General features: G+C 64.3%; 20 protein-coding genes. 8 read left to right on the top strand and 12 right to left on the bottom strand.

Going from position 1 to position 23,142, the window contains the following annotated elements; all coding sequences use genetic code 11:
• The first annotated feature begins 30 nt into the window (after positions 1-30).
• Both C8J36_RS21790 and C8J36_RS21785 read left to right on the top strand, forming a co-directional pair.
• Positions 31-3,060, top strand: coding sequence for a glycoside hydrolase family 38 C-terminal domain-containing protein (locus tag C8J36_RS21790; protein ID WP_132537438.1), 3,030 nt, complete (start codon positions 31-33; stop codon positions 3,058-3,060).
• Positions 3,061-3,202: 142 nt separating this feature from the next.
• Positions 3,203-4,438, top strand: a complete 1,236-nt coding sequence (locus tag C8J36_RS21785; RefSeq protein ID WP_132537437.1) for an ROK family transcriptional regulator — start codon at positions 3,203-3,205, stop codon at positions 4,436-4,438.
• Here C8J36_RS21785 and C8J36_RS21780 read toward each other — a convergent pair.
• From C8J36_RS21780 to C8J36_RS21755, 6 genes are all read right to left on the bottom strand, one after another.
• Positions 4,404-5,492, bottom strand: coding sequence for an ROK family transcriptional regulator (locus C8J36_RS21780; RefSeq protein ID WP_132537436.1), 1,089 nt, complete (start codon positions 5,490-5,492; stop codon positions 4,404-4,406). The two genes, C8J36_RS21785 and C8J36_RS21780, sit on opposite strands and share 35 nt — an antisense overlap.
• Positions 5,493-5,729: 237 nt before the next feature.
• The gene (locus C8J36_RS21775) at positions 5,730-7,460 is read right to left on the bottom strand and encodes a biotin carboxylase N-terminal domain-containing protein (protein WP_132537435.1); all 1,731 of its coding nucleotides are present in this window, start codon (positions 7,458-7,460) and stop codon (positions 5,730-5,732) included.
• 49 nt (positions 7,461-7,509) lie between these two features.
• Complete coding sequence (locus C8J36_RS21770; protein ID WP_132537434.1) at positions 7,510-9,108, bottom strand: 5-oxoprolinase/urea amidolyase family protein; 1,599 nt, start codon at positions 9,106-9,108, stop codon at positions 7,510-7,512.
• Positions 9,109-9,116: 8 nt separating this feature from the next.
• Complete coding sequence (locus C8J36_RS21765) at positions 9,117-9,923, bottom strand: putative hydro-lyase (protein ID WP_132537433.1); 807 nt, start codon at positions 9,921-9,923, stop codon at positions 9,117-9,119.
• Positions 9,920-10,708, bottom strand: a complete 789-nt coding sequence (locus C8J36_RS21760; protein ID WP_132537432.1) for a 5-oxoprolinase subunit PxpA — start codon at positions 10,706-10,708, stop codon at positions 9,920-9,922. The genes C8J36_RS21765 and C8J36_RS21760 overlap by 4 nt, the downstream gene beginning before the upstream one ends.
• Before the next feature lie 77 nt (positions 10,709-10,785).
• Positions 10,786-11,997, bottom strand: coding sequence for an NRAMP family divalent metal transporter (locus C8J36_RS21755; RefSeq protein ID WP_062596787.1), 1,212 nt, complete (start codon positions 11,995-11,997; stop codon positions 10,786-10,788).
• A gap of 432 nt (positions 11,998-12,429) precedes the next feature.
• On the opposite strand from C8J36_RS21755, the gene C8J36_RS21750 reads away from it, so the two are divergent.
• Positions 12,430-13,083, top strand: a complete 654-nt coding sequence (locus C8J36_RS21750) for a GntR family transcriptional regulator (RefSeq protein WP_132537431.1) — start codon at positions 12,430-12,432, stop codon at positions 13,081-13,083.
• Between the two features lie 8 nt (positions 13,084-13,091).
• Here C8J36_RS21750 and C8J36_RS21745 read toward each other — a convergent pair whose 3' ends face one another.
• The 4 genes from C8J36_RS21745 to ugpB all read right to left on the bottom strand — a co-directional run bounded on the left by C8J36_RS21745 (position 13,092) and on the right by ugpB (position 17,280).
• Positions 13,092-14,141 carry a sn-glycerol-3-phosphate import ATP-binding protein UgpC gene (locus C8J36_RS21745; RefSeq protein ID WP_132537430.1) on the bottom strand — a complete coding sequence of 350 codons (1,050 nt, stop codon included), beginning with the start codon at positions 14,139-14,141 and terminating at the stop codon, positions 13,092-13,094.
• Positions 14,141-14,989, bottom strand: a complete 849-nt coding sequence (gene ugpE / locus C8J36_RS21740) for a sn-glycerol-3-phosphate ABC transporter permease UgpE (protein WP_132537429.1) — start codon at positions 14,987-14,989, stop codon at positions 14,141-14,143. The genes C8J36_RS21745 and ugpE overlap by 1 nt, the downstream gene beginning before the upstream one ends.
• Positions 14,990-14,998: 9 nt before the next feature.
• Positions 14,999-15,880, bottom strand: coding sequence for a sn-glycerol-3-phosphate ABC transporter permease UgpA (gene ugpA, locus C8J36_RS21735; RefSeq protein WP_062596791.1), 882 nt, complete (start codon positions 15,878-15,880; stop codon positions 14,999-15,001).
• A 77-nt stretch (positions 15,881-15,957) separates the two neighbouring features.
• Entirely contained in the window at positions 15,958-17,280 is a 1,323-nt protein-coding gene (ugpB, locus tag C8J36_RS21730) for a sn-glycerol-3-phosphate ABC transporter substrate-binding protein UgpB (protein ID WP_132537428.1), read from the bottom strand.
• Between the two features lie 314 nt (positions 17,281-17,594).
• Here ugpB and C8J36_RS21725 point away from each other — a divergent pair, with 314 nt between their 5' ends.
• The 4 genes from C8J36_RS21725 (at position 17,595) to C8J36_RS21710 (ending at position 20,952) form a co-directional block, all read left to right on the top strand.
• Positions 17,595-18,044 carry a response regulator gene (locus tag C8J36_RS21725; RefSeq protein ID WP_132537427.1) on the top strand — a complete coding sequence of 150 codons (450 nt, stop codon included), beginning with the start codon at positions 17,595-17,597 and terminating at the stop codon, positions 18,042-18,044.
• A 133-nt stretch (positions 18,045-18,177) separates the two neighbouring features.
• The gene (locus C8J36_RS21720; protein WP_132537426.1) at positions 18,178-18,885 is read left to right on the top strand and encodes a L,D-transpeptidase; all 708 of its coding nucleotides are present in this window, start codon (positions 18,178-18,180) and stop codon (positions 18,883-18,885) included.
• 214 nt (positions 18,886-19,099) lie between these two features.
• Positions 19,100-19,582: a helix-turn-helix domain-containing protein gene (locus C8J36_RS21715; protein WP_132537425.1), complete on the top strand. Its 483-nt coding sequence runs from the start codon at positions 19,100-19,102 to the stop codon at positions 19,580-19,582.
• A gap of 8 nt (positions 19,583-19,590) precedes the next feature.
• A complete protein-coding gene (locus C8J36_RS21710; RefSeq protein ID WP_132537424.1) occupies positions 19,591-20,952 on the top strand; it encodes an MATE family efflux transporter in 1,362 nt (453 codons plus the stop codon).
• A 63-nt stretch (positions 20,953-21,015) separates the two neighbouring features.
• Here C8J36_RS21710 and C8J36_RS21705 read toward each other — a convergent pair whose 3' ends face one another.
• Together C8J36_RS21705 and C8J36_RS21700 are read right to left on the bottom strand one after the other, a co-directional pair.
• Complete coding sequence (locus C8J36_RS21705) at positions 21,016-21,660, bottom strand: 3-oxoacid CoA-transferase subunit B (protein ID WP_062596796.1); 645 nt, start codon at positions 21,658-21,660, stop codon at positions 21,016-21,018.
• Entirely contained in the window at positions 21,660-22,382 is a 723-nt protein-coding gene (locus C8J36_RS21700; RefSeq protein ID WP_132537423.1) for a CoA transferase subunit A, read from the bottom strand. The genes C8J36_RS21705 and C8J36_RS21700 overlap by 1 nt, the downstream gene beginning before the upstream one ends.
• Positions 22,383-22,491: 109 nt before the next feature.
• Between C8J36_RS21700 and C8J36_RS21695 the strand changes: the two genes are divergently transcribed.
• A complete protein-coding gene (locus C8J36_RS21695) occupies positions 22,492-23,037 on the top strand; it encodes a helix-turn-helix transcriptional regulator (protein WP_132537422.1) in 546 nt (181 codons plus the stop codon).
• The last annotated feature ends 105 nt before the right edge of the window (positions 23,038-23,142 follow it).

Genomic DNA, 23,142 nt, shown 5'->3' with positions numbered 1-23,142 from the left:
TTTCATGACACAGACCAGGACTTGAAGATCATGACACTCACACTTGCCCAACGTCTCGAGCGCTTCCAGGTGCGCATGGCCGAACTCGAATTCTGGCGCGTCCACAAGACCGCGAAGATCGACGGCTGGCGTTTCAACGACACGCCCATCGCGCTTGGCGAGGCGTGGCCGCAGATCCATGGCACGCAGCGCTTTGCAGGCTCGGCCGCGGTGCCGGCCGGCTGGCCGCTGGAGGATACGCGGCTCTACGTCGATCTCGGCGGCGAAAGCCTGATCACCATCGCCTCGGACGACGGCGTTTCGAAAACCGTCGGTCTCGATCCCTACCACCGCGAATTCGGCGTCCCTGCCGCACGCTTCACGGTGACCTCGGAGACCGTCGCCCGACTGCCCTTCGGCGAACCCGTCCGCAAGCCGCATCTTGAGCGGGCCGAACTGCTCTGGCTGGAACCGTCCGTCGACAAGCTCTGGCTGCTCGTCCGCCAGATCGCGGAAGCCATCACCGTTCTGGAAGGCCACGACGTCGTGCCGCATCTGCTGGATGCCGGCGAAGACGCGCTTCGCTCGCTCGACTGGCCTTCAGCGACGGCCGACTATGTCTCGCGCACGTCGATGGCGCTCATGCAGCAGAAGATCTGGCAGCTGCCGGACCTGAAAGCCGAGCCGGCGGGCCTCGAGGATCATCATCGCGCCAGCGTGATCAAGGCCTATGACGCGCTGATGGCGCGGCTTGCCGGTCTTCGCGAGCGTTTCCCGCCGCAGGGAAAAATCGCGCTGACGGGCCATGCCCATATCGATCTGGCCTGGCTGTGGCCCTATGACGAAACGCGCCGCAAGATCCGTCGCACCTTCCACACGGCCTTGTCGCTGATGGAAGGATCCGCCGATTTTCGCTTCAACCAGTCGACCGCGCATTACTATGCGCAGATCGCGGAAGACGATCCGGATCTCTTGGAGCGCGTCAAGGAGCAGGTGAAGGCTGGCAAGTGGGAAACCGTCGGCGGCCTCTGGATCGAGCCCGATACCAACATGCCGACCGGCGAGAGCCTGTCGCGGCAGGTGCTCTACGGACAGCGCTACTTCGAGCAGACCTTCGGCGTGCGCCACACGGTGTGCTGGCTACCGGATTGCTTCGGCTTTACCGGCGCGCTGCCGCAGATCCTGCGTCAGGGCGGTATGACGAGCTTCTTCACAATCAAGGTCAACTGGTCGGAGACGAACCGCTTTCCGGCCGATCTCTTCTGGTGGGAAGGCATCGACGGCAGCCGCGTGCTGGCGCACACCTTCGACAACCCGATGCAGGGCTATAACGGCTTCGTGCGTCCCGACTGCTTCGTGCCGACCTGGAAGAATTTCCGCCAGAAGGACAAGCACGAGACGACGCTGCTGTGCGTCGGCTATGGCGACGGCGGTGGTGGCGTGACGCCGGAGATGGTGATGCGCGAAGAGCAGCTTCGCGTCTTCCCGGCCATCCCTCAAGCCGAGTGGACGCGCGTCGAGGACTTCTTCGACGGCGCGCACGAGACGGCGGCCAAAAAGGCGCTGCATGTCTGGCAGGGCGAGATCTATCTCGAACTCCACCGCGCGACCCTGACGAGCCAGAGCGCGGTCAAGCGCCTTCACCGAAAGGCGGAACGCACGCTGATTACAGCGGAAACGGTCGCAGGCCTTGCCCATCTGATGGGAGCGGGCCGTCCCGCTTCCCTGGAGCCGACATGGCGTGTCGTGCTGAAGAACGAGTTCCACGATATCCTCCCCGGCTCCTCCATCGCCGAGGTTTATGTCGATGCCGTCCGCGAGCTCGACGGTGCGATTGCCGAGGGAACGGCCGCGCTCGATCAGGCGATGACCGCCCTTGCAGGCCGCCTGCCGGCAGCGTCCGGCGGCGACAGCGGAGCGGTTCTGGTCGTCAATCCGTCGCTGTCGCCGCGCGCGATCCGGCTCGATCTGCCCGATGGCTCCGTTTCGGCTGAGGGCACCTTGCCCCCGCTCGGCATTGCCGTGCTTCCGGCCTCGGCGCTTGCGCCGGCACCGGGCCTCACGGTCACGAAGAACACGCTGGAGAATGCCACCATCAAGGTGACGCTCGCCGAGGACGGATCGATTGCCAGCATCCTCCACAAGCCGACCGGCCGCGAGGCCATCGACGGGCGCGGCAATCGGCTCTATGCCTATACGGCCGACAAGCCGCGCAACTGGGACGCCTGGGACGTCGAGAACGACTATATCGAGAAGGCCGAGGAGATCACCGGTTTCGACGCGATCGAGATCGTCGAGACGGGTCCTCACCGGGTGGCAATCCGCATCAAGCGCACCTGGCGCCATTCGAGCATCGTGCAGACGCTGAGCCTCGGAGCGAATGCACGGCGTCTCGACATCCATACGGAGATCGACTGGCACGACCGCCGCGTCATGCTGCGCAGCCTCAGCGAGCTTGCGGTGAAGAGCAAGACCGCGACTTGCGAATGCGCCTATGGCGTGCTTGAGCGGCCGACGGGCTCCAACACCTCCTGGGACGAAGCCATGTTCGAGGCGCCCGCGCACCGCTTTGTCGACCTGTCCGAGCCCGATTTCGGCGTGGCCCTGCTCAACGACGCGAAATACGGGCACAGCATGCGCGGGAGCGTGCTCGGCCTGTCGCTGCTACGCTCGCCGATCTATCCCGACCCGCTGGCGGACGAAGGGCATCAGGCTTTCACCTATGCGCTAATGCCCCATGCGGGCACTTGGTACGAGGGCGGCGTTCGCGAGGAAGCCGAGGACCTGAACCAGCCGCTGATCGCCCTGCCGGTCACGGATCGCGCCGTCGGCGCGTGGCAGCCGCTTGCGCCCAAGGGCATTGACGCGGCCCTTTCCGGTTTCAAGCCGAGCGAAGAGGGCGACGACCTTGTCCTGCGCGTTTTCGAGCCAACCGGCCGTCGGGGGGATTTCTCCGTCTCCCTGCCTGATGGCTGGGCGACGAGCGGACCGGTGACCATCCTCGAGGAACCGATGGACGGCGTCGCCGCCACCGGGCTCCTGCCCTTCGAGGTCAAAAGCTGGCGTCTGACAAGAACCTGATCCTTCGAGCCTTTCTCCCCCGGCCTCTTTGGCCTACCTTGGCCTGCACATCGCACGATGTGCGGGCCTTTTTCATTCGACTTGAGACGAACACGATGCAGCACGATGGAAGCCTTCCCCCGAACAGAAGAGGAGACGTCGCGTGACCTTTGCCGGCTCCAACGGCGAACAGGCGGCGGCGCAGAACCGCGCCACGATCCTCAGCGATATCTATCGCGAGGCGCCGATTTCGCGCACGGAACTGGCCCAGCGCGCCCGCTTGACCAAGCAGACCGTGACCCGCATCGTCGATCGCCTGCTCGACGAGGGACTGGTGATGGAGGCGCGGCGGCGCCAGGGGTTGCGCGGGCAGCCGGCGATCGAGCTGGAGATCGATCCCGAGGGCGTTTTTTCGATCGGCGCCAACATCGATCGCGATCATCTCACCGTCGTCGCCGTGGACGCAACGGGGGCCGTGCGCGGACGCATCCATCATGAAGAGCGCTTCCTGATGCCGGAAACCTTCGTTGCGCTGATGGGAGACGCGGTGTCGTCCTTCCTGAGGCGCAAGGTGATCCAGGAGCCGCGCCTTGCCGGGATCGGTCTTGCCATTCCCGACTGGCTGGGCGAGGTGCCGGTGATCGGCCGGCCGGCCAGCTACGGCCGCTGGAGCGGCTTCGATGTGCGCGGCGCATTGTCGGGCATTACCAGTCATCCCGTCTTCATCGACAACGACGCCAATGCGGCGGCGCTCGGCGAGATCGAATATGGCTTCGGAACGGAGATCGGCAGCTTCTTCTACATCTTCGTCAACGCGTGCCTTGGGGGCAGTCTCGTCATCGACGGCATGCGCCACAAGGGCGCAAGCGGCCTCGGCGGCGAAATCGGCTGGCTCCCCGTCGTGATCGAGGAGGGGCCGGCCGCCGGCAAGACGCAGCCGCTCGGCGAGATGTTTTCGCTCTTCATCCTCTACGACCATCTCCGGCAGCACGGCGTTTCCGTCTCCACACCCGCCGAGCTGGCCGCTCTGACGGGTGCTGCGCGGGGCCTTGTCAGCGCCTGGCTGCGTAGGATCAGCATCACGCTTGCCGAAGCCATCATCGATATCGGCATGATCGTCGATCCCGATGCCGTGCTGATCGGCGGGCGTCTTCCGGTGCGGATCATCGATGAGCTTCTGGTTTACACCCGCGAAGAAATTACCCGTCGTGGCGTTACGCCGCCCTCCCTGCACCGGGCCGCAGGCTCGGAGGATGCCGCGGCACTCGGCGCTGCGACCATGCCGCTTGCCCACAGGCTCTGCCTGCCGACGGCAGAGGCGGCACAGCGGGAGCGCGTGCCGCTGACGGCACACGAGACCGGCGTCAGGCCGATCGCGCCAGCAGAAGCTCCATCATAGGCGTCATCGCCGCGCCGATCGCAATGCCGCCGCCTTCCAGCGATACCCGCCGGATGGGGGGGATCCAGGGCGCGGCCACGAAGGTGCGCGCCTGATCGTTTCGCTGGACCTGCATTTGCGCGATGAGACCGTCGAGCACCGCATCCGGAAGCGCCCCGCCAAGCAGCAGCGCCCCGGGCGAAACGAAGCCGGCAATGGCGACGACGGCCTCCAGCAGGCGCCCGGCCACGGTCTCGGTCCAGTCGGCAAGGGCGGAAGGTCCGGCCCTCTGGGCGCGGCGATAGGCGTGGCGATTGGCAACCTCCGTCAGGCTCGGGTGCAGGCGTCCGGGACGCATCTCGCCGATCTTTCCCGCCCTCCCGTTCATCCCTCGGAAGGTTTTGCCGCCGATGAACAGCCCCGCCCGTACCGTCTCGTCGATCAGCACCACGACCAACCCGCCTTCCGGCTCGCCAAGGCCGAGCAGACGCTCGCCGGTCAGGCAGGCTTCGGTGTCCGGCATCACGAAGACCGGCCGGCCCGGCAGGAGCCTCTCGATCATCTCCGCTTCGGGTGCGCATTCCGGCGCGAAGGCAAGGCCGAGGCCGACCGGCATGCATCCAGCCGTGTCGGCGAGCAGCACTGCCACGGCTTCGGGGAGCCGCGCCTGAAGGTCAGGGCCGTGGATGTCCGACCGAGCGGCAACGGTGCCCAGCAGATCGACAAGCGCCACCTCTGCCTTGTCCCCCGCGAGGCTGATGCCCAGCCCGTAGGCGCCGCCGCGCTGCAATGCGAATTCCGCGGCGTGGTAGCGTCCGGTGCCGGAGCGCTTGCGTTTGAGAACCAGCCCCTGGGCGTCGAGGCGGTTCATGATGCCGGTTACCGCCGGTTCGGTCAGGCCGAGACGGGTTGCCAGTTCCTGCCGGGTCAGCGGCCCGAAGGTTCTGATGAGGCTCAGCGCCACACGCGAATTATGGTCGGCGATGTCGCCCGGGCTCATGCCCGGACCGGGCCCGAATTCCTCCGTTGCCGAGCTTCGAGGCCGCGGCCGCGTCAGCCGCTGCCCCGGTCTCATGTCTTTCGTCCGTCTGCGGCCGAGGCCGGTCGCGGGCGACGATGCGATCGCCTTTTGCCGGTCTCGTCGTCGTCAGGCATCTGGTCCATGTCTCTTTCACGTCCGTGCGATGTCCGTTCCCGCGCCAGAGGCTTGCGTTCGACGGAACTGACGCTCTATCCCGGCATGACCCTGCAACGTCTGCAACGTCCCCGCAAGGGAGGAAGCCGTTTGTGCCGGAAAATGACGAGCGGGCCGTTACGCGATCGAACCGATCGCCGTTCCCGAGGCGAGATAGGCACCCTGTTCGGCCGTGATGCGCAGGCGGCCCGAGCGGTGGGCGGTCACCTGCGTCTCCATCTTCATGGCTTCGAGCACGGCGATCAGATCGCCCTCCCGAACCGCGTCGCCGTCCGCCGCTTTCCAAACCTGCAGCGTTCCCGAGATGGGGGCTGAGATGGTTGCGGGGTCGATCTCGGACGGTGCTGCTGCGGACGTTCCGCCGGCTGCGCCATTGCCCGCGCCCAGACCCGCAAGCAGTGCCATCGGCAGGCCCACGGCGTGGAGGCGGCCGTCGATCTCGATATGCGTGCGCAGGATGCCCGCAGGCGCCGGCTGCAGGGGGCGGGGGGCGGCGTCGGGGAGGGCGGCGAAATCGGTCTCGATCCAGCGCGTATGCACCTTGAAGCCGTCATCGCCGCGGAAGTCGGCGGTGTCGATGGCGGCGCGGTGGAAGGGCAGCACCGTGGCGATGCCCTCGATGCGGAACTCGGCCAGTGCCCGCCGCGCGCGCGCCAGCGCCTGCTCGCGGTTCGCACCCGTCACGATCAGCTTCGACGTGAGGGAATCGAACGTGCCGGGCACGGTCGATCCTGTGACGACGCCGCTGTCGAGGCGAATGCCGGGGCCCGAGGGTGGGCTGAAGTCGGTGATGGTGCCGGGGGTGGGCAGGAAGCCGCGACCTGGATCTTCCGCATTGATGCGGAACTCGATCGAATGGCCGCGCGGCTCCGGTGTCTCCGTCACGCCGAGCGGAAACCCGTCTGCGATGCGGAGTTGCTCGACCACGAGGTCGATGCCAGTGGTTTCTTCCGTCACCGGATGCTCGACCTGCAGGCGCGTATTGACCTCCAGAAACGAGATCGTGCCATCGACGCCGAGTAGAAACTCGACGGTGCCGGCACCCGTATAGCCGGCCGCCTTGCAGATCTTTGCCGCGGACTGATGGATCTCGGTGCGCTGGGCCTCGCTGAGGAAGGGGGCCGGGGCCTCCTCGACCAGTTTCTGATTGCGGCGCTGGAGCGAGCAGTCGCGCGTGCCCAGCACCACGACATGGCCATGGCGGTCGGCGAGCACTTGCGCCTCGATATGGCGCGGCCGGTCGAGGAAACGTTCGAGAAAACATTCGCCGCGTCCGAAGGCGGCGGTGGCTTCGCGCACGGCGGACTCGTAGAGATCGGCGATCTCCTCGCGTTTCCACGCGACCTTCAGGCCACGCCCGCCGCCGCCATGGGCCGCCTTGATGGCGACGGGAAGGCCATGGGTGTCGGCAAAGGCGATGACCTCCGCCGCGGTTTCCACCGGGCCGTCGCTGCCGGCCACGAGCGGCGCCCCGACGCTGGTTGCTATCCGCCGCGCTTCGACCTTGTCGCCGAGTGCCTCGATGACGTGGGGGTCGGGTCCGATCCAGATGAGGCCGGCCTGCTGCACGGCTCGGGCGAACTCGGCACGCTCCGAGAGGAAGCCGTAGCCGGGATGCACAGCGTCGGCACCGGACCGTTTCGCAACCGCGATCAGTTTGTCGATGTCGAGATAGCTGTCGGCGGGGCGGTTTCCGTCAAGGCCGTGGGCCTCGTCCGCGAGACGCACATGCAACGCATCGATATCGCAATCGGCATAGACCGCAACGGAGCCGACGCCATAGTCGCGGCAGGCGCGGATGATCCGGACGGCGATCTCGCCGCGATTGGCGATCAGAACTTTCTTCATGAGTATCCTCCCTTTGGATGGGCCTACGATGCGGACACGAGCCTGCGCCTCAGGCCTTGGCCGGCACGATATCGGCGAACGGCGCGATCGGCCGGAACCGGATGTGAGCATTGACCGGGATCTGACCGGCAAGATCGAGATGATAGTCGGCCACCGTCGCGATGACGGGGTAGCCGCCGGTCAGCGGATGGTCGGCGAGGAACAGCACCGGCTGGCCGCTGTGCGGCACCTGTATCGCGCCGGTTGCCGTGCCCTCGCTCGGCAGCTCCGCCTTGTCCTTGCGTTCCAGCGGGATATCGGCGGAGAGACGGATGCCGACCCTGTTGGATTGCGGCGTCATGCGGAAGAGCTGGGACGAGAGCGTGTCGATACCCGCCTGCGTGAACCAGTCGCTGCGCGGGCCCATGACGACGTCCAGCGTCACGACCTCGTCGGCTGCGGGATGCGTGAAGGCCGGCGCCTCCTCGAGCGACACGGATGCGAGACCGACCGTGTCGGCCCTGACTCTCAGAACAGCATCTCTGGAAACCGGGTCCGGCCCGACGATGGCGAGCGTATCGGTGGACGTGCTGCCGAGAACCGGCGCGACATCGAAGCCGCCGCGCACCGCGAGATAGCTGCGCATGCCCTTGGGCGCCTGGCCGAGCGTGACGGTGTCGCCGGACTCGAGGGAAATGGGGCGGTATGTCTCGGCCTGTTGAACCCGACCCTCCGCGTCGCGGATTTCGATAGGGCAGGGGGCGCCGGTGATGCCGATGACCGTGCGGCCGGAAACCGCAACCGAGAAGCCGCCGAGCGTGATTTCGAGACAGGTCGCGCCGGTTGGATTGCCGACGACGCGGTTGGCGGCACTGAAGGCACCCTGGTCGAGTGCGCCGGCGGACGAGACACCCTGTCCGGTTTGGCCGAAGCGGCCCGCGTCCTGGAAGAGGGCCGGCATGGGTGCGGCAAGCACGGTGAAGGAAACGCCCTTTGACTCCTCCGTCGAGGCGGCGGCGATGACCGATGGCGCCGGTGAGGCGGCGGCATAGGCGCGTTTTGCCAGATCATGGAACCGCACCCGGTATCCCGGCTGGAACAGGGCCGGCGGATCGCGCGAGAGGTCCCACATTTTTTCCGGCGTCACACCGATGATCTGCCAGCCGCCGGGGCTTTCCTGCGGATAGACGCCGCTGAAGGCTCCGGCGAGCGCCACGGCACCGGCTGGTATTTTCGTGCGCGGGCTCTGGCGGCGCGGCACCTGCAAAGCGGGATCTCCGCCGACGAGATAGCCGAAGCCGGGTGCAAAGCCGCAGAACGCGACGGTGAATTCGCTTTCCACATGCCGGCGGATCACCTCCGCGACGGACAGGCCGGTGAGTTCGGCGACGTCGGCCAGATCCTCGCCGTCGTAGCGCACGGGGATTTCGACGCGCCTGTCGGACGGCGCGATGCGGGCGGAGAGATCGCGCATCGCCACCGCGCGCGCCAGCGCCTCGGGCGTCGTCGCGCCCGGACGGAACCGGATCATCAGCGTGCGTGCGGCCGGCACCATATCCACGATGCCGGGCACGGGGTCGGCCTCCAGCGAGGCGAACAGCGCCAGCGTTTCCTGGAGGTCGGCAAGTTCGACGAGCAGAGTGGTCAGGCTGACGGGAAGAAAGCGCATCGTGAACCTCAGGCGTGGTAGGCCGAATCCGGAATGTCGGTGATGAACATGTGCCCCGGCGCGTGGGTGATGGCAAAGGGCACGCCGGAGGCCATGACGGCGGCTTGCGGGGTCACGCCGCAGGCCCAGAACACGGGGACTTCGCCCGGTTCGATCCGCACGGCATCGCCGAATTCCGGCTTGGCAAGATCCGCGATGCCGATCTCGTCCGGCGCGCCGATATGAACGGGTGCGCCGTGGACGGCCGGGAAGCGGCCGGAGATGGTTGCCGCATCCGCGACACGGCCGGCCGGGATCGGCCGCATGGAGACGACGAGATTGCCGTGCAGGCGCCCCGCCGGACGGCAGGGGCGGTTGGTCAGGTACATCGGCACATTGGAGCCGTCGGTGATGTGGCGGATCTCGATGCCGGCATCGAGCATCGGTGTCTCGAAGGTGAAGCTGCAGCCGATGAGGAAGCTGACGAGATCGGGATGTTCGGCCCAGGCGGCGCTGGCATCGGCGGTTTCTTCCGCAAGCTTCCCGTCCCGCCAGATGCGATAAAGCGGCAGGTCGGTCCGCAGATCGGCGTCCGGTGCAAGCAGCGTCCTGTGCGAACCCGGGTCGGACACGTCCAGAACCGGGCAGGCTTTCGGGTTGCGTTGCGCGTAGAGCAGAAAGTCGAACGCCCAGTCGCGCGGCAGCACGATCATGTTGGCCTGGGTGAAGCCGTGCGCCACGCCCGATGTCGGCGCGACGCTGCCGGCGCGGTATTGCGCGCGGGCGCTTCGCGCGGGGGCTGCGTCGACATGGCGGAGATGTTCGATGGCGATCATGCCGATACCCTCGTCTCTTCGTTGGTCGCGAGGAAGGACGTGACCTGCAGGCCGTCCGCCTCGAAGGCGCTGCGGATTTCCCGGGCGATGGAGACCGCGCCCGGGCTGTCGCCATGGACGCAGATCGACTGGGCCTCGATGCGGATGGTGGAGCCGTCGATAGCGGTGAGCGTGCCGTCGCGCGCGAGCTGTACCATGCGCTGTGCGATGGCCTCAGGGTCGTGAAGCACGGCGCCGGCTTCCCGGCGGGAAACGAGCTGGCCCTCCGGCGTGTAGGCGCGATCGGCGAAGGCTTCCGCGACGACGACGAGGCCGGCGTGCTTCGCGAGATCGAGGATCGGGGTGCCGGCAAGGCCCATCAGGACGAGGGAGGCGTCGACCGCCTTGATGCCTTCGATGACCGCCTGGCCCTGTTTCGCGTCGTTGGCGATCCGGTTGTAGAGGGCGCCATGCGGCTTGACGTAGCGTACCGTCGTGCCTGCGGCAGCGGCAATGCCCTTCAGTGCACCGATCTGGTAGATGACATCGGCGATAAGCTCGTCGGAGGTCACGTCCATATCGCGCCGGCCGAAGCCGACGCGGTCGGGATAGGAGACATGCGCGCCGATCGCGACGCCTTTTTCAGCGGCGGCGCGAACGGTCTTCAGGATTCCCGAGGGGTCGCCCGCGTGAAAGCCGCAGGCGACATTGGCGCTGGAGACGATGGCGAGCATCGCCGTATCGTCGCCCATGCCCCAGGCGCCATAGCTTTCGCCGAGATCGCTGTTGAGATCGATGGATTTCATGTCAGTCTCTCCCTTGTTCATGCGCAGCCCGTTCGGGTCCGGGCGAAAGCCGTGTTTCGCCCGGAAAATGCGTGGGCTTACGCGGTCAGCAGCGCGAAGATCGGGCCGATCGACTTGTAGCCCATGTACCATGTGAGCGCGCAGGCGAGCACGCCGAGCACGAGGAGCCAGCGCGGATAGCGGTAGCCGCCCATGAGGTCCGACCGCGCCCAGGCGGCGTAGATGAAGATCGACAGGCCGATGGGCAGGATGAGACCGTTGAGGCCGCCGACGAACACCAGCATCTGTGCGGGCGGGGTCGTGATGAGCACATAGGCGATCAACGAGACGCCGATGAAGATGACGGTCGCGATATTGCGGGCGCGTTCGGTGATGTCCTGCTTGAAGACGGTGATGAACGACACAGACGTGTAGGCCGCCCCGATGACCGAGGTGATGGCGGCGAACCAGAGAACGGCGCCGAAGATGCGGTAGCCGACGTCGCCCGCCGCGGCCTGGAACGCCTGTGCCGCCGGATTTGCGCCCTTGCCGGAGATATCGATGACGGTGCCGCTGGCGACCACGCCGAGGATGGCGAGGAACAGCACGTAGCGCATCAGGCCGGTGACGGCGATGCCGGTCAGGGCCGCGCGATTGACCGCACCGAGATTTTCGACGCCGACCGTACCCTTGTCCAGCAGGCGATGCGCACCGGAATAGGTGATGTAGCCGCCGACCGTTCCGCCGACGATGGTGGTGATGGTCGCGAAATCGATCGTGCTCGGCAGGAAGGTCTGGAACAGCGCATCTCCGACCGGCGGGCCCGAGACGATCGCGACATAGAGCGTGAGCACGATCATGAGAATGCCGGCAACGACGATGAGGCGGTCGATCGCAACGCCGGCCTTCTTGGACAGGAAGATGGCGATGGCGATCAACGCGCTGATGGCGCCGCCCCATTTCGGATCCAATCCGAGCATCGCGTTCAGGCCGAGGCCCGCACCGCCGATATTGCCGACATTGAAGAACAGACCGCCGACGATGACGAGGACGGCGAGAAGATAGCCGGTGCCGGGGATGGCCGCATTGGCGATGTCCGATGCGCGCATTTTCGTCAGGGTGACGATCCGCCAGATGTTCAGCTGGACGACGAAGTCGATCACGATCGAGGCGAGGATGGCGAAGGCGAAGGCCGAGCCGAGCTTGGTGGTGAAGGTCGCGGTCTGGGTGATGAAGCCGGGGCCGATGGCCGACGTCGCCATCAGGAAGATGGCGGCGATGAGAGCCGCACGGCGGGTTTTCGCGGACATGCCTCCGGGCACGGGACTGCCTTGGGACGGCGCGGATGGAGATGCTGATCTGTCGGCCATTGTTACCCTCTTTGTTGACCACGTCGCCCCCGGAGCGTGGGGTCGAGCGGCTGTTATGAAAGCAAGGTCTCTCCGTTTCACAATCCTGTCAATATCGTTCAACGATTTTGTTGTATCGTTCACTTAAACTGTTCATTCCCGCGGCAGCGTGCCAAGCGAACGAGCAGGAAACGACGGTCGAAGCGCAACTTTTAGGCGCTCCGTTACCCGTCGTCTGCTGCCCGGCTCCGCGACCTCGATGGCGTGTCGCCGAAATCGAAGCGAAGGCGCCTTGTAAAGGTCATGGAGAGGTTTCCCTCCGACGGGATCCGCGATATCGCTGCGGCCGAAGTGCGCCGTAGAGGATGGGCGCCCGGGGGGACCGCGTTTTCGATGGCAGAGCAGGACACGATATCGGCGCTCGCGCCACGGCTTGCGGAAAAAATACGGGGCAGGTTGATCGCCGGGGAGCTGAAGCCGGGACAACGCCTGTCGGAAGCGGCGCTGAGTGCGGATTTCGCCGTGTCGCGAAACTCGCTGCGGGAGGCCTTTCGGTTGTTGACCAAGGAAGGGCTTCTGCGCCACGAGCCCAATCGCGGCATGTTCGTCGCTACGCCCAGCATGGCCTCGATCATCGATATCTACCGTGTCCGGCGGATGATCGAGTGTCAGGCTCTGGCCAAGGCCTATCCACACCATCCGGCGGTCGCCCGTATGCGCGGCGCGGTCGAGGCGGCACGGATCGCGCGCGATGAGAAGCAATGGGGACTGGTCGGCAGCCAGAACATGGTCTTCCACGCCGGCATCGTCGAACTGGCCGATAGCCAGCGGCTCAACGCGTTCTATGCCCAGATCGCCGCCGAGCTTCGCCTGAGCTTCGGCCTGCTTGCCGATCCCGAACTGCTCCACGCGCCCTATGTCGATCTCAACGCTGCGATCCTCGACCATCTGGAAGCCGGACGGACGCAGGAGGCCGCCGGCATGCTGGAGGTCTACCTCACCCAGTCGGAGCGAACCGTCCTCGCCGCGTTTTCCCGGATCGGCTGAACCGCGGCTCAGCCGTCCTTGCGCCGGCCGGTCGCGTCGAACACATGCAGCGCCTGCCGGCTGGCAGCAACCGGCACGATGTCGTCCATCAGAATGCGGGACCGGCCGGCGACGCGGAAGATGATCGGCTGGCCGTCCGTCAGATGTCCGTGAACATAGCTTTCCGCGCCGACAAGCTCGACAGCCGCAACCTTCACATCCGCGCGGAACGCCTCATCCGCAGCGCCTGCCTCCGACAGATGCAGGTCCTCCGGACGGATGCCGAGCGTCGCGCTTCCCGCTGGCAGCGCGACGTTCGAGCCCAGGCTCCAGGCCGGGCTCGAGAGACCAGGCAGCAGGTTCATGGAGGGCGAACCGATGAAGGTGGCGACGAAGGTGGTCGCCGGTTTTTCGTATAGCTCGATCGGCGTTCCCACCTGCTCGATCACGCCGCCGTTCAGCACCACGAGCCGGTCGGCGAGCGTCATCGCCTCCATCTGGTCGTGCGTCACATACACGCTCGTCGTCTTCAGCGATTTCTGCAGCCGCTTGATCTCGACGCGCATCTGCACGCGGAGTTTGGCATCGAGGTTCGACAGCGGCTCGTCGAACAGGAAGGCAGCGGGTTCGCGCACGATCGCGCGGCCCATGGCCACGCGCTGGCGCTGGCCGCCGGAGAGCTGACGGGGCTTGCGCTCCAGAAAGGCCTCGATTTCCAGCGCCTTGGCCGCATCGGATATCCGACGATCGATTTCGGCCTGCGGCGTGTTGCGGTTCTTCAGGCCATAGGCGAGATTCTGGCGCACCGTCATGTGCGGATAGAGCGCGTAGTTCTGGAACACCATGGCGATGTCCCGCTCGGAGGGTTCCAGCGTGTTGACGACACGCCCGCCGATAGAGATCTCGCCGCCGGTAATGCTCTCGAGGCCCGCGATCATGCGCAGCAGCGTCGATTTTCCGCAGCCGGACGGGCCGACGAGCACGAGGAACTCGCCGTCGGCGATATCGAGCGAAATGCCCTTGATGGCATCGACATTGCCATATTTCTTGCGGACGTCGTTGAGGACGATATTGGCCATTATTTTTCCGTCTCCACGAGACCTTTGACGAACCAGCGCTGCATGAGCACCACGACGAGAATGGGGGGGATGATCGCAAGGATCGCCGTGACCATCACATAGTTCCACGGCGTCGAGGCATCGGTGAAATCCACCATGCGCCGCAGCCCGATGATGACCGTGTTCATCTTCGCATCATTGGTCACGAGCAGCGGCCAGAGATACTGCGTCCAGCCATAGATGAACAGGATCACGAACAGAGCCGCGATATTGGTGCTCGACAGCGGCAACAGGATATCCCGCATGAAGCGGAACGGCCCGGCATTGTCGATGCGCGCGGCCTCCACGAGCTCTCCGGGTATGGTCAGGAAGAACTGACGGAAGAGGAACGTCGCGGTTGCCGAGGCCATCAGGGGCAGGGTCAGCCCCGCATAGGTATCGATCAACCCGAGATCGACGATCACCTTGTAGGTCGGCAGGATGCGAACCTCGACCGGCAGCATCAGCGTGACGAAGATCATCCAGAAGAAGGCCATGCGGAAGGGAAAGCGGAAGAAGACGATGGCGAAGGCCGACAGGAACGAGATGACGATCTTGCCGACCGCGATCGCCACGGCGACCACGAAGGAGTTGAACAGCAGCCGTTCGAGGCTGACCCCGACGACGCGCTCGACGCCGCCGGTCATCGCCTCGGTGTAGTTCTCGACGAAATGGCCGCCGGGCAGCAGCGACATGGGTGGGCGGATGATCGCCTCCGACGTCGCCGTGGAGGCGATGAACGTATAATAGATCGGGAAGGCGACGACGATGATCCCGAGGATCAGGATGACATGGCCGACGAAGTTGGCGATGGGGCGTTTTTCGATCATCTCGGGGCCTCAACCATAATGCACCCGCTTTTCGACGAAGCGGAACTGGAATGCCGTCAGCGCGATGACGATGACCATGAGGATGACGGACTGCGCCGCCGAGGAGCCGAGGTTCAGGTTGACGAAGCCGTCGTTGTAGACCTTGTAGACCAGCGTTTCCGTGGCTTTCGCCGGCCCGCCGCCGGTGACGGAATGAATGATGCCGAACGTGTCGAAGAAGGCGTAGACCGTGTTGACGACCAGCAGGAAGAAGGTGGTCGGCGCCAGCAGCGGAAAGACGATGGTCCAGAACCGCCGTGCGCCGCGGGCACCGTCGATGGATGCTGCCTCGATCAGCGATTTCGGAATGGCTTGCAGCCCGGCGACGAAGAACAGGAAATTGTAGCTGATCTGCTTCCAGGCGGCCGCGACCACGACGAGCCCCATGGCCTGATCGCCGTTGAGGAGCGGATCCCATCCAAAACCGTTTCGGCGCAAGAGATAGGCAAACGTGCCCATGGCCGGGTTGAACATGAAGAGCCAGAGCATGCCGGCGACGGCAGGCGCCACGGCATAAGGCCAGATCAGCAGCGTGCGATAGAAGGTCTGCCCGCGCACCACCTTGTCCGCGGCGGTCGCCAGCAACAGCGCCACGCCCATGGAGACGAGAGCGGTGAGAATGCTGAAGACCACGGTGACCTGCAGCGCGTGGATATAGTTCGGATCCGACAGCACGGAACGGAAATTGGCAAGGCCGACGAAGCCGCTTTTCAGGCCGAACGGGTCCTCGCGCATCACGGACTGATAGAGCGCCTGGCTTGCGGGCCAGAAGAAGAAGATGACCGTGAGGATGATCTGCGGGGCGACCAGCAGGTAGGGCAGTATCTTGTTGGGAAAGGCGACGTTGTGCACCGGGAGCTCCTCGGGACGACAGGCAGACGTCTCGCCGACCCTTGTAAGCGGGGGCCGGCGAGACGGTCAGGTGCGGATCAGTTGCCGTTGGCTTCCGCGATGGCCGCGTTGCCGCGCTCGACGGCCTTGTCGAGAGCAGCCTTCGCATCCTGCTTGCCGGCAAGCATCGCTTCGAACTCTTCGTTCATGATGTCGCGAACCTGTGGAAGGTTGACGAGACGCACACCCTTGGAGTTCTCGGTCGGCGCCTTGCCCATCATCTGCAGGATCGGCGTCTCGCGGCCTGGGTTCTTGTCGTAGAAGCCAGACTTCTTGGTCTCCTCATAGGCCGCATTGGTAACCGGCATGTAGCCGGAAACCTGGTGCAGCCGGGCCTGGATCTTGGTCTGCGACAGGAAGTTGAAGAACTGGGCGATGCCGGCATATTCCGCGTCGCTCTTGCCACCGAAGACCCAGAGGCTCGCGCCGCCCGGGATCGTGTTCTGCGGTCCGTGGCCTTCGTAATAGGGCAACTGGCCGATGCCGTATTTCACGCCCGACTTGACGATATCGCCGAGACCGCCGGAGGATTCCGTCAGGATCGCGCATTCGCCCGACATGAAGAGCTGCTTGGCCTCCGAGGTCCGGCCGCCATATCGGAAGGTGCCGTCCTTTGCCAGATCCGCAATCGCCTGGAAGTGCTCGACGAAGAGTGGCGCATTGAACTCGAGCTTGACGTCGGTGCCGCCCAGACCGTTCTCATTGGTGCCATAGGCGACATTGTTCCAGGCGGCCAGGTTCTCGGTCTGGATCCAGGTGAGCCAGGTCGAGGTGAAACCGCAGGATGCGGCACCGCTCGACTTGATCTTCTTGGCAGCCGCAAAGACGTCGGGCCAGGTCTTCGGCGGCGCCTCGGCGTCGAGGCCGGCCTTCGCGAAGATATCCTTGTTGTAATAGAGGATCGGCGAGGACGAGTTGTAGGGGAAGGACAGCATGGTGCCGTCGGGCTTCGAATAATAGGCCGCGATGCCAGCAAGATATTGCGACTTGTCGAAAGTGAAGCCGCCCTTCTGCAGCACTTCGGCGGCCGGCATGATCGCGCCTTCGGCACCCATCATCACGCCGCTGCCTGCGTCGAAGACCTGAATGATCGCCGGCGGCTGCTTGGAGCGGAAGGCGGCGATGCCGGCGTTCAGCGTTTCCGGATACGTGCCCTTGAACACCGGCGTGATGGTGTATTCGCTCTGGCTCTCGTTGAATTCCTTGGCAAGCTGGTTGACGACCTCATTGTTGGCGCCGGTCATCGCGTGCCACCACTGCAGGTCGGTCGCCGCTGATGCGGCCAACGGCCCGGTAGCCGACAAAGCAAGTGCGGCGACGGTCGCCTTCAGGGTCGATGCCTTCAGGAATGTCTTGAACATGAACGTCCTCCCGGTTGTGGCGAAGCAAGGTGTGCCGCTCCGCGATATCAGCGCGACGATCCTCCTCGACCGTCATTAGACGGTTACATATGCCGGGCTTTTTCTCGGGCGGCAACCTTCAATCGCCCCTCTTCCACGGCCAATCAACCGCCGAAGGGCGCGGCGGCCATCAAGTCGATAAAGTAAAACCTCTCGCTCTTCTCCATTAATACTTTGTTAATAATCTAGAGTTCGAGACAATTCAAATAAAATTGGAACAAAAGCTTTGCTCATCCATTTCAGCTGCAGTCTCAACGTCGAATGGGTATAGCGTCATGACCGAGAACACAGTCCGCCGGTGGCAGAGCCGTCCGATCATCGACTATCCCGTCGTGATCATCGAAGATCATCTCTTGCTGGCGCTCGACCTGGAAGATGCCGTTTCTGCGGCAGGCCTCAATGCCGGCGTCGTTGGCTTTGCCAGCCGCAAGAAGCATGCGTTGCGGATCGGTGGTCTTGCCGCCATCGCATTCGTCGATGTCAACCTTGCCGACGGGCCGAGCGGCCCGGAAATCGGCCGTATCCTGGCGCAGGATCACGACGTCACGGTTATCTTCACCACGTCGGATCCGGACATGCTGGGCAAGGGCGTTTCCGGCACGATGGGCGTCCTGAAAAAGCCTGTCAGCGCGGAAGCCGTCCGCGGCGCCCTGACCTATGCCATCGCCCGCCGTCGTGGCGATCTTGCCATCGTGCCGCCCGAGCTGACGCTGTTTGCCGGCTGACGGTCCCGACATTTCTGCCTTGACATGACGTCGATGGTCTAGCTTTCCGAGCCCGGCCATTGGCGCGTCCCCTTCAAACAACAAACCCTCCGACAGAGGCGCCAAGCGCCTGTCCAACCCCCAAGGCCTTGAGATGACGACCACCGTTTCGCTATCGCGCCGACGCTTTCTCGGATGCGCGGGCGTCGCCTCCGCGACGCTCCTGACGGGCTGCTCCACACAGAGCATTGGCGCGTTTCTGGAGCCCGTCGTCAACGTCATCGCACCGAAGACTTATGATGGCGAGCAACCCGATCCCGCCGTCATCTACGCGGCCCGCACCGACGAAGGCTTTAGCCTGCCGGCTATCCCTTACAAGAATATTCCGCAGCGGTTCTATCGCCAGCGCGTCATCGATCCCACCGGCGAAGCGCCCGGCACCGTCGTCGTCGATACGAAAGCCCGCTATCTCTATCTGGTCGAGAAGGGTGGAACCGCAATGCGCTATGGCGTCAGCATCGGCAAGGATGGATTCGCCTGGCAGGGCGAGGGGGTCATCCAGTGGCGCAAGAAATGGCCGCGCTGGACGCCGCCCGACGAGATGGTCGCGCGCCAGCCAAAGCTTGCCCGTTACTCGATCGCCAATGGAGGCCAGGAGCCGGGGATCAACAATCCGCTCGGCGCCCGCGCGCTCTACATCTTCCAGAACGGTCAGGACACGCTCTACCGGCTGCATGGCAATCCGGACTGGCGCTCGATCGGCAAGGCGCAATCCTCCGGCTGCGTGCGCTTCATCAATCAGGATATCATCGATCTTTACGATCGCGTGCCGGAAGGCGCTCGCATCGTCGTGCGGCAGTAGACGCTCCAGTGCCTGCCGCCTGACCTTTCCGGCAGACAGAGCGGGGCGCTATCGAACATCGGTCGCGTATGCGCGCATTCATTTCAGTCGCTAACCGAGCAAGGCGCATAACCTTCCTCATCTTCGGATCTGCCCGGATCCGAAGCATTCGCGACTTATAACTTGCATTTTGCAAGTTACTCCGGGATGATTGTCCATCACGGGAGCGCGGAACATGGACCGAACACGTTTTGGCGAAATGCAGTGCCCGATTGCGCGCAGCCTTGCGCGCGTCGGCGATCAATGGACGATCCTCATTCTCCGCGATGCCTTCAACGGCCTCAGCCGCTTCGACGAGTTCGAGGAGAGCCTCGGCATCGCACCCAACATCCTGGCGGCACGGTTAAAGGCGCTCGTCGAAAGCGGGTTGCTGGAAAAGCGCCGCTACAGCGAGCGGCCTGCCCGCAACGCCTACCTGCTGACAGAGTGCGGCCAGGATTTTCATCAGGTCCTCGTGATGCTTCAGGCGTGGGGCAACACGCACTTCGCGCCGGAGGGCAAGAGCGTCGCGCTCGTCAATGCGGAGACGGGACTGGAGGCACGGCCTATCGTGATCGACGCGATCAGCGGACGCTCGGTGCTCGATCCTGCCTTCCGCAACAGGCCGGGCCCTGCGGCAAATGAGCGAATCCGCAGCCGGTACGAGGACGGGCTATGACTCAACCCATGACAACACCCAAAATCTCTCTGGCCGAAGCGCGGACCTCCCGTATCCTCAATGCTCCGGTCCTCCCGCTGCTCCTCAGCATGGCGTGGCCGAATATCGTGATCATGGTGGCTCAAGCCTCGACCGGCCTTATCGAGACCTGGTGGGTGGCGAAACTCGGCACGGATGCGCTGGCCGGCATGGCGCTGGTCTTTCCGCCTGTGATGCTGATGACCATGATCTCTGCCGGCGCCATGGGGGGAGGGATTTCCTCGGCGGTCGCGCGGGCGCTTGGTGGCGGGCAGAGGGCAGAGGCGGATACGCTTGTCCTCCATGCGATCGTGATCAACATCGTTCTTGGGCTTGCTTTCTCCGCGATCTTCCTGGCGTTCGGCGAGCCGATCTACCGCATGCTGGGCGGAGAAGGCGCCGAACTCGAAGCGGCGCTGATCTATTCGAACGTCGTCTTCGCCGGAAACGTCTTCATCTGGCTCATGAACGGGCTCGCAAGCGTTATTCGCGGCACGGGAAACATGCTCTACCCGGCGATCGTCATCTGCGTTGGGATCGTTTTCCTCGTGCCGATCTCGCCCCTGCTGATCTTTGGCTTCGGCCCCATCCCGGCCATGGGAATTGCCGGCGGTGGCGCGGCTCTGCTGATCTTCTACCTTGGCGGCACGATCGCGATGGCCTGGTACATTTTCGCCGGACGCTGCGCGGTGCGTTTCCGCTGGGATCGACTCCGACGGGACAGCATGACGAGCATCCTGCGCGTCGGGGCGATGTCGGCCATCACGTCGATCCAGACCAATGTCACCATCGGCGGGGCCACCGCGCTGGTCGCCTCCTTCACCGCCGTGAGCGCCGTCGCCGGTTTCGGGACCGGAGCGCGTCTCGAATATCTGCTGATCCCGCTGATCTTCGGAATAGGTGCACCGTTGGTCGCCTTGGTCGGCACGAATATCGGTGCCGGGCAGCGTCAACGGGCGTTGCAGATCGCATTGACGGGAGGTGCGCTGGCCTTCGTTCTGACGGAGGCTATCGGGCTGGCGGCAGCGATCTGGCCGGAACACTGGCTCAGCCTGTTCAGCGCCGATCCCGACATGATCGAGACGGGCAGCGCCTATTTGCGGATTGTCGGGCCGACCTACGGCTTCTTTGGTCTTGGCCTGTCGCTGTATTTCGCGTCGCAGGGCGCCGGGCGACTGTTCTGGCCGCTGGCAAGCGGCTTCCTCCGCATCGCCATAGCGCTCGGTGGCGGATGGATCGCCTTGCGGTGGACCGGTTCGCTCAACGGCTTGTTCTATGCCATTGGCTTGGCGCTGGTCGTTTATGGGCTGACCATTCTGATCGCGGTACGCTCGGGTGCGTGGTTCAAGTGACAGACGGTTTTGGCCAGCGGCCCACCGATGGCACGTTGGCCGATCGGTGGGAGAAGGGCTGGTTCAGCTCAGTCCGACGTCGAAGGCGGCTTCCGTCGCATTTTCGATATCGGAGACGGTCACCCCGTCTGCCAGCTCGATCAATGTCATCCTCGCATCGCCGCGCCGCTGCAAGGTAAAGACGCCGAGGTCGGTAATGACCATGTCGACGACCCGCCGCCCGGTGAGCGGCAAGGTGCACTCGCGTCGAAGCTTCGGTTCGCCTTTGGCGGTGTGCTCCATCAGAACCACGACCTTGTTCACGCCGCTGACCAGGTCCATGGCGCCGCCCATGCCTTTGGCCATCTTGCCTGGGATCATCCAGTTGGCCAGATCGCCATTCTGGGCGACTTCCATCGCGCCGAGGATCGACAGGTCGATATGGCCCCCACGGATCATCGCGAAGCTTTCGGCGCTCGAGAAATAGCTGCTGCTTGAAAGCTCCGTGATCGTCTGCTTTCCGGCATTGATCAGGTCGGCATCTTCCTCGCCTTCCAGCGGAAACGGGCCCATGCCGAGCATGCCGTTCTCACTTTGCAGCTGGACCGAGATATCCTTGGCAATGAAGTTCGCCACAAGCGTCGGTATGCCGATCCCCAGGTTCACGTAATATCCGTCCCGCAACTCCTGCGCCGCGCGGGCTGCCATCTGCTCGCGTGTCCATGCCATTATCGGTTTCCTTCCATGGCGCCGGCTTTGCGGACGGTTCGTTGCTCGATATGCTTGATCGGATTGGGCACCTCGACGATGCGCGAGACGTAGATGCCCGGGGTGTGGATCGTATCGGGATCGATGTCGCCGGCGGAGACGAGATGCTCGACTTCCGCGACCGTTACCTTGGCGGCCGTCGCCATCACGGGATTGAAGTTCCGCGCCGTCTTGCGGAAAACCAGATTTCCTTCCGGGTCGCCCTTGTAGGCGTGAACCAGCGCAAGGTCCGCGAACAGGCCGCGCTCCATGATGAAGGTCTCACCATTGAACTCCGCCTCCTCCTTGCCTTGCGCAATGATGGTGCCGACGCCGGTCTTCGTGAAGAAGGCGGGGATGCCGGCGCCGCCGGCGCGGATCCGTTCGGCCAGCGTCCCTTGCGGCGTGAATTCAAGCTCCAACTGCCCGGAAAGATACTGCTCGGCGAACAGCTTGTTTTCCCCGACATAGGAGGAGATCATTTTCCGGATCTGGCGCGTGGCGAGCAACTTGCCGAGACCGACCCCATCGACGCCTGCATTGTTCGAGATCACGGTCAATCCGGTGACGCCGGAAAGCTGAACCGCTTCGATCAAAGCTTCCGGGATGCCACAGAGGCCGAAGCCTCCGCTCATGATGGTCATGTCGTCGCGTAGAAGGCCCGCAAGACTGGCGACCGCACCCTCGTAGATCTTTTTCTTCATTCCTGCCCCTCCCACGCGCCGGTCAATCGTTGACGCCATCGTATCGGCGGCGTTAAGCAGATGTGAGCCGTATTTTTACTGCATATGTGAGAATTGGAAGGCATCCCGGATGTTCCTGCTCGACGACATGCCGGTTCCCCTGGTGCATGCGACCTACCGGATCATTCGGGATTGCAATTCCGCTTTCGCAGAGCTTTTCGGCTATGCCACCGACGAGCTCGTTGGCCAAAGCTTTTCACGGCTTTATCCGCAAATCACCGACTTCATCCGCACGGGAAAATTATGGCAGTCTCAGCTGGGCGGCGGGAAAACCTATTATGACGAGCGGATCATGGCAGGGTCGCATGGCCTGCAATTCTGGTGTCGCGTCAACGGTCGAAGCGCCAATGCCGGCGATCCCTTCGCGGACGCGATCTATTGCTTCCAAACCATGGAACGCCCGGTCGCGGCGGAACTCGAAATTCTCACGGGGCGTCAGAAGCAGATCTTGACGATGATCGCTCAGGGCAAGACCAATGCCAACATCGCGCTGGAGACGAACCTTTCTCGGCGGACGGTCGAATCTCACCGGGCACGAATGCTGAAGGCGACCGGGATGAAGAATTCGACCGAATTGGTGGCCTGGTTCTCCTCAAGGCCAGCCCGGAAGGATTGAGGGCTGGCCGCTGCACGGGGATCCTCGATCGTTCGGACTTCCCCGGAACAGCGACCATGATCGGCGGCTCACCCCGTCGAGATCGACAGGAGAGTGTCTTTAGCA

It is taken from the genome of Rhizobium sp. PP-F2F-G48 (genome assembly GCF_004342335.1).
In the GTDB taxonomy this organism is placed as follows: Bacteria; Pseudomonadota; Alphaproteobacteria; order Rhizobiales; family Rhizobiaceae; genus Ferranicluibacter.
The sequence above is the reverse complement of the archived record's forward strand: the minus strand, read 5'-3'. Positions and strand labels throughout refer to the sequence as shown.

What these genes read in the sequence shown, in the direction of transcription:
- C8J36_RS21720 (WP_132537426.1), top strand. Translation starts at nt 18,178, where the DNA reads ATGACGACCACCGTTTCGCTATCGCGCCGACGCTTTCTCGGATGCGCG.
- C8J36_RS21780 (WP_132537436.1), bottom strand. Translation starts at nt 5,492, where the DNA reads ATGAGACCGGGGCAGCGGCTGACGCGGCCGCGGCCTCGAAGCTCGGCA.
- ugpE (WP_132537429.1), bottom strand. Translation starts at nt 14,989, where the DNA reads ATGATCGAAAAACGCCCCATCGCCAACTTCGTCGGCCATGTCATCCTG.
- C8J36_RS21745 (WP_132537430.1), bottom strand. Translation starts at nt 14,141, where the DNA reads ATGGCCAATATCGTCCTCAACGACGTCCGCAAGAAATATGGCAATGTC.
- C8J36_RS21750 (WP_132537431.1), top strand. Translation starts at nt 12,430, where the DNA reads ATGGCAGAGCAGGACACGATATCGGCGCTCGCGCCACGGCTTGCGGAA.
- C8J36_RS21765 (WP_132537433.1), bottom strand. Translation starts at nt 9,923, where the DNA reads ATGATCGCCATCGAACATCTCCGCCATGTCGACGCAGCCCCCGCGCGA.
- C8J36_RS21760 (WP_132537432.1), bottom strand. Translation starts at nt 10,708, where the DNA reads ATGAAATCCATCGATCTCAACAGCGATCTCGGCGAAAGCTATGGCGCC.
- C8J36_RS21725 (WP_132537427.1), top strand. Translation starts at nt 17,595, where the DNA reads ATGACCGAGAACACAGTCCGCCGGTGGCAGAGCCGTCCGATCATCGAC.
- C8J36_RS21775 (WP_132537435.1), bottom strand. Translation starts at nt 7,460, where the DNA reads ATGAAGAAAGTTCTGATCGCCAATCGCGGCGAGATCGCCGTCCGGATC.
- C8J36_RS21700 (WP_132537423.1), bottom strand. Translation starts at nt 22,382, where the DNA reads ATGAAGAAAAAGATCTACGAGGGTGCGGTCGCCAGTCTTGCGGGCCTT.
- C8J36_RS21790 (WP_132537438.1), top strand. Translation starts at nt 31, where the DNA reads ATGACACTCACACTTGCCCAACGTCTCGAGCGCTTCCAGGTGCGCATG.
- ugpB (WP_132537428.1), bottom strand. Translation starts at nt 17,280, where the DNA reads ATGTTCAAGACATTCCTGAAGGCATCGACCCTGAAGGCGACCGTCGCC.
- C8J36_RS21710 (WP_132537424.1), top strand. Translation starts at nt 19,591, where the DNA reads ATGACAACACCCAAAATCTCTCTGGCCGAAGCGCGGACCTCCCGTATC.
- C8J36_RS21705 (WP_062596796.1), bottom strand. Translation starts at nt 21,660, where the DNA reads ATGGCATGGACACGCGAGCAGATGGCAGCCCGCGCGGCGCAGGAGTTG.
- C8J36_RS21695 (WP_132537422.1), top strand. Translation starts at nt 22,492, where the DNA reads ATGTTCCTGCTCGACGACATGCCGGTTCCCCTGGTGCATGCGACCTAC.
- C8J36_RS21755 (WP_062596787.1), bottom strand. Translation starts at nt 11,997, where the DNA reads ATGTCCGCGAAAACCCGCCGTGCGGCTCTCATCGCCGCCATCTTCCTG.
- C8J36_RS21770 (WP_132537434.1), bottom strand. Translation starts at nt 9,108, where the DNA reads ATGCGCTTTCTTCCCGTCAGCCTGACCACTCTGCTCGTCGAACTTGCC.
- C8J36_RS21715 (WP_132537425.1), top strand. Translation starts at nt 19,100, where the DNA reads ATGGACCGAACACGTTTTGGCGAAATGCAGTGCCCGATTGCGCGCAGC.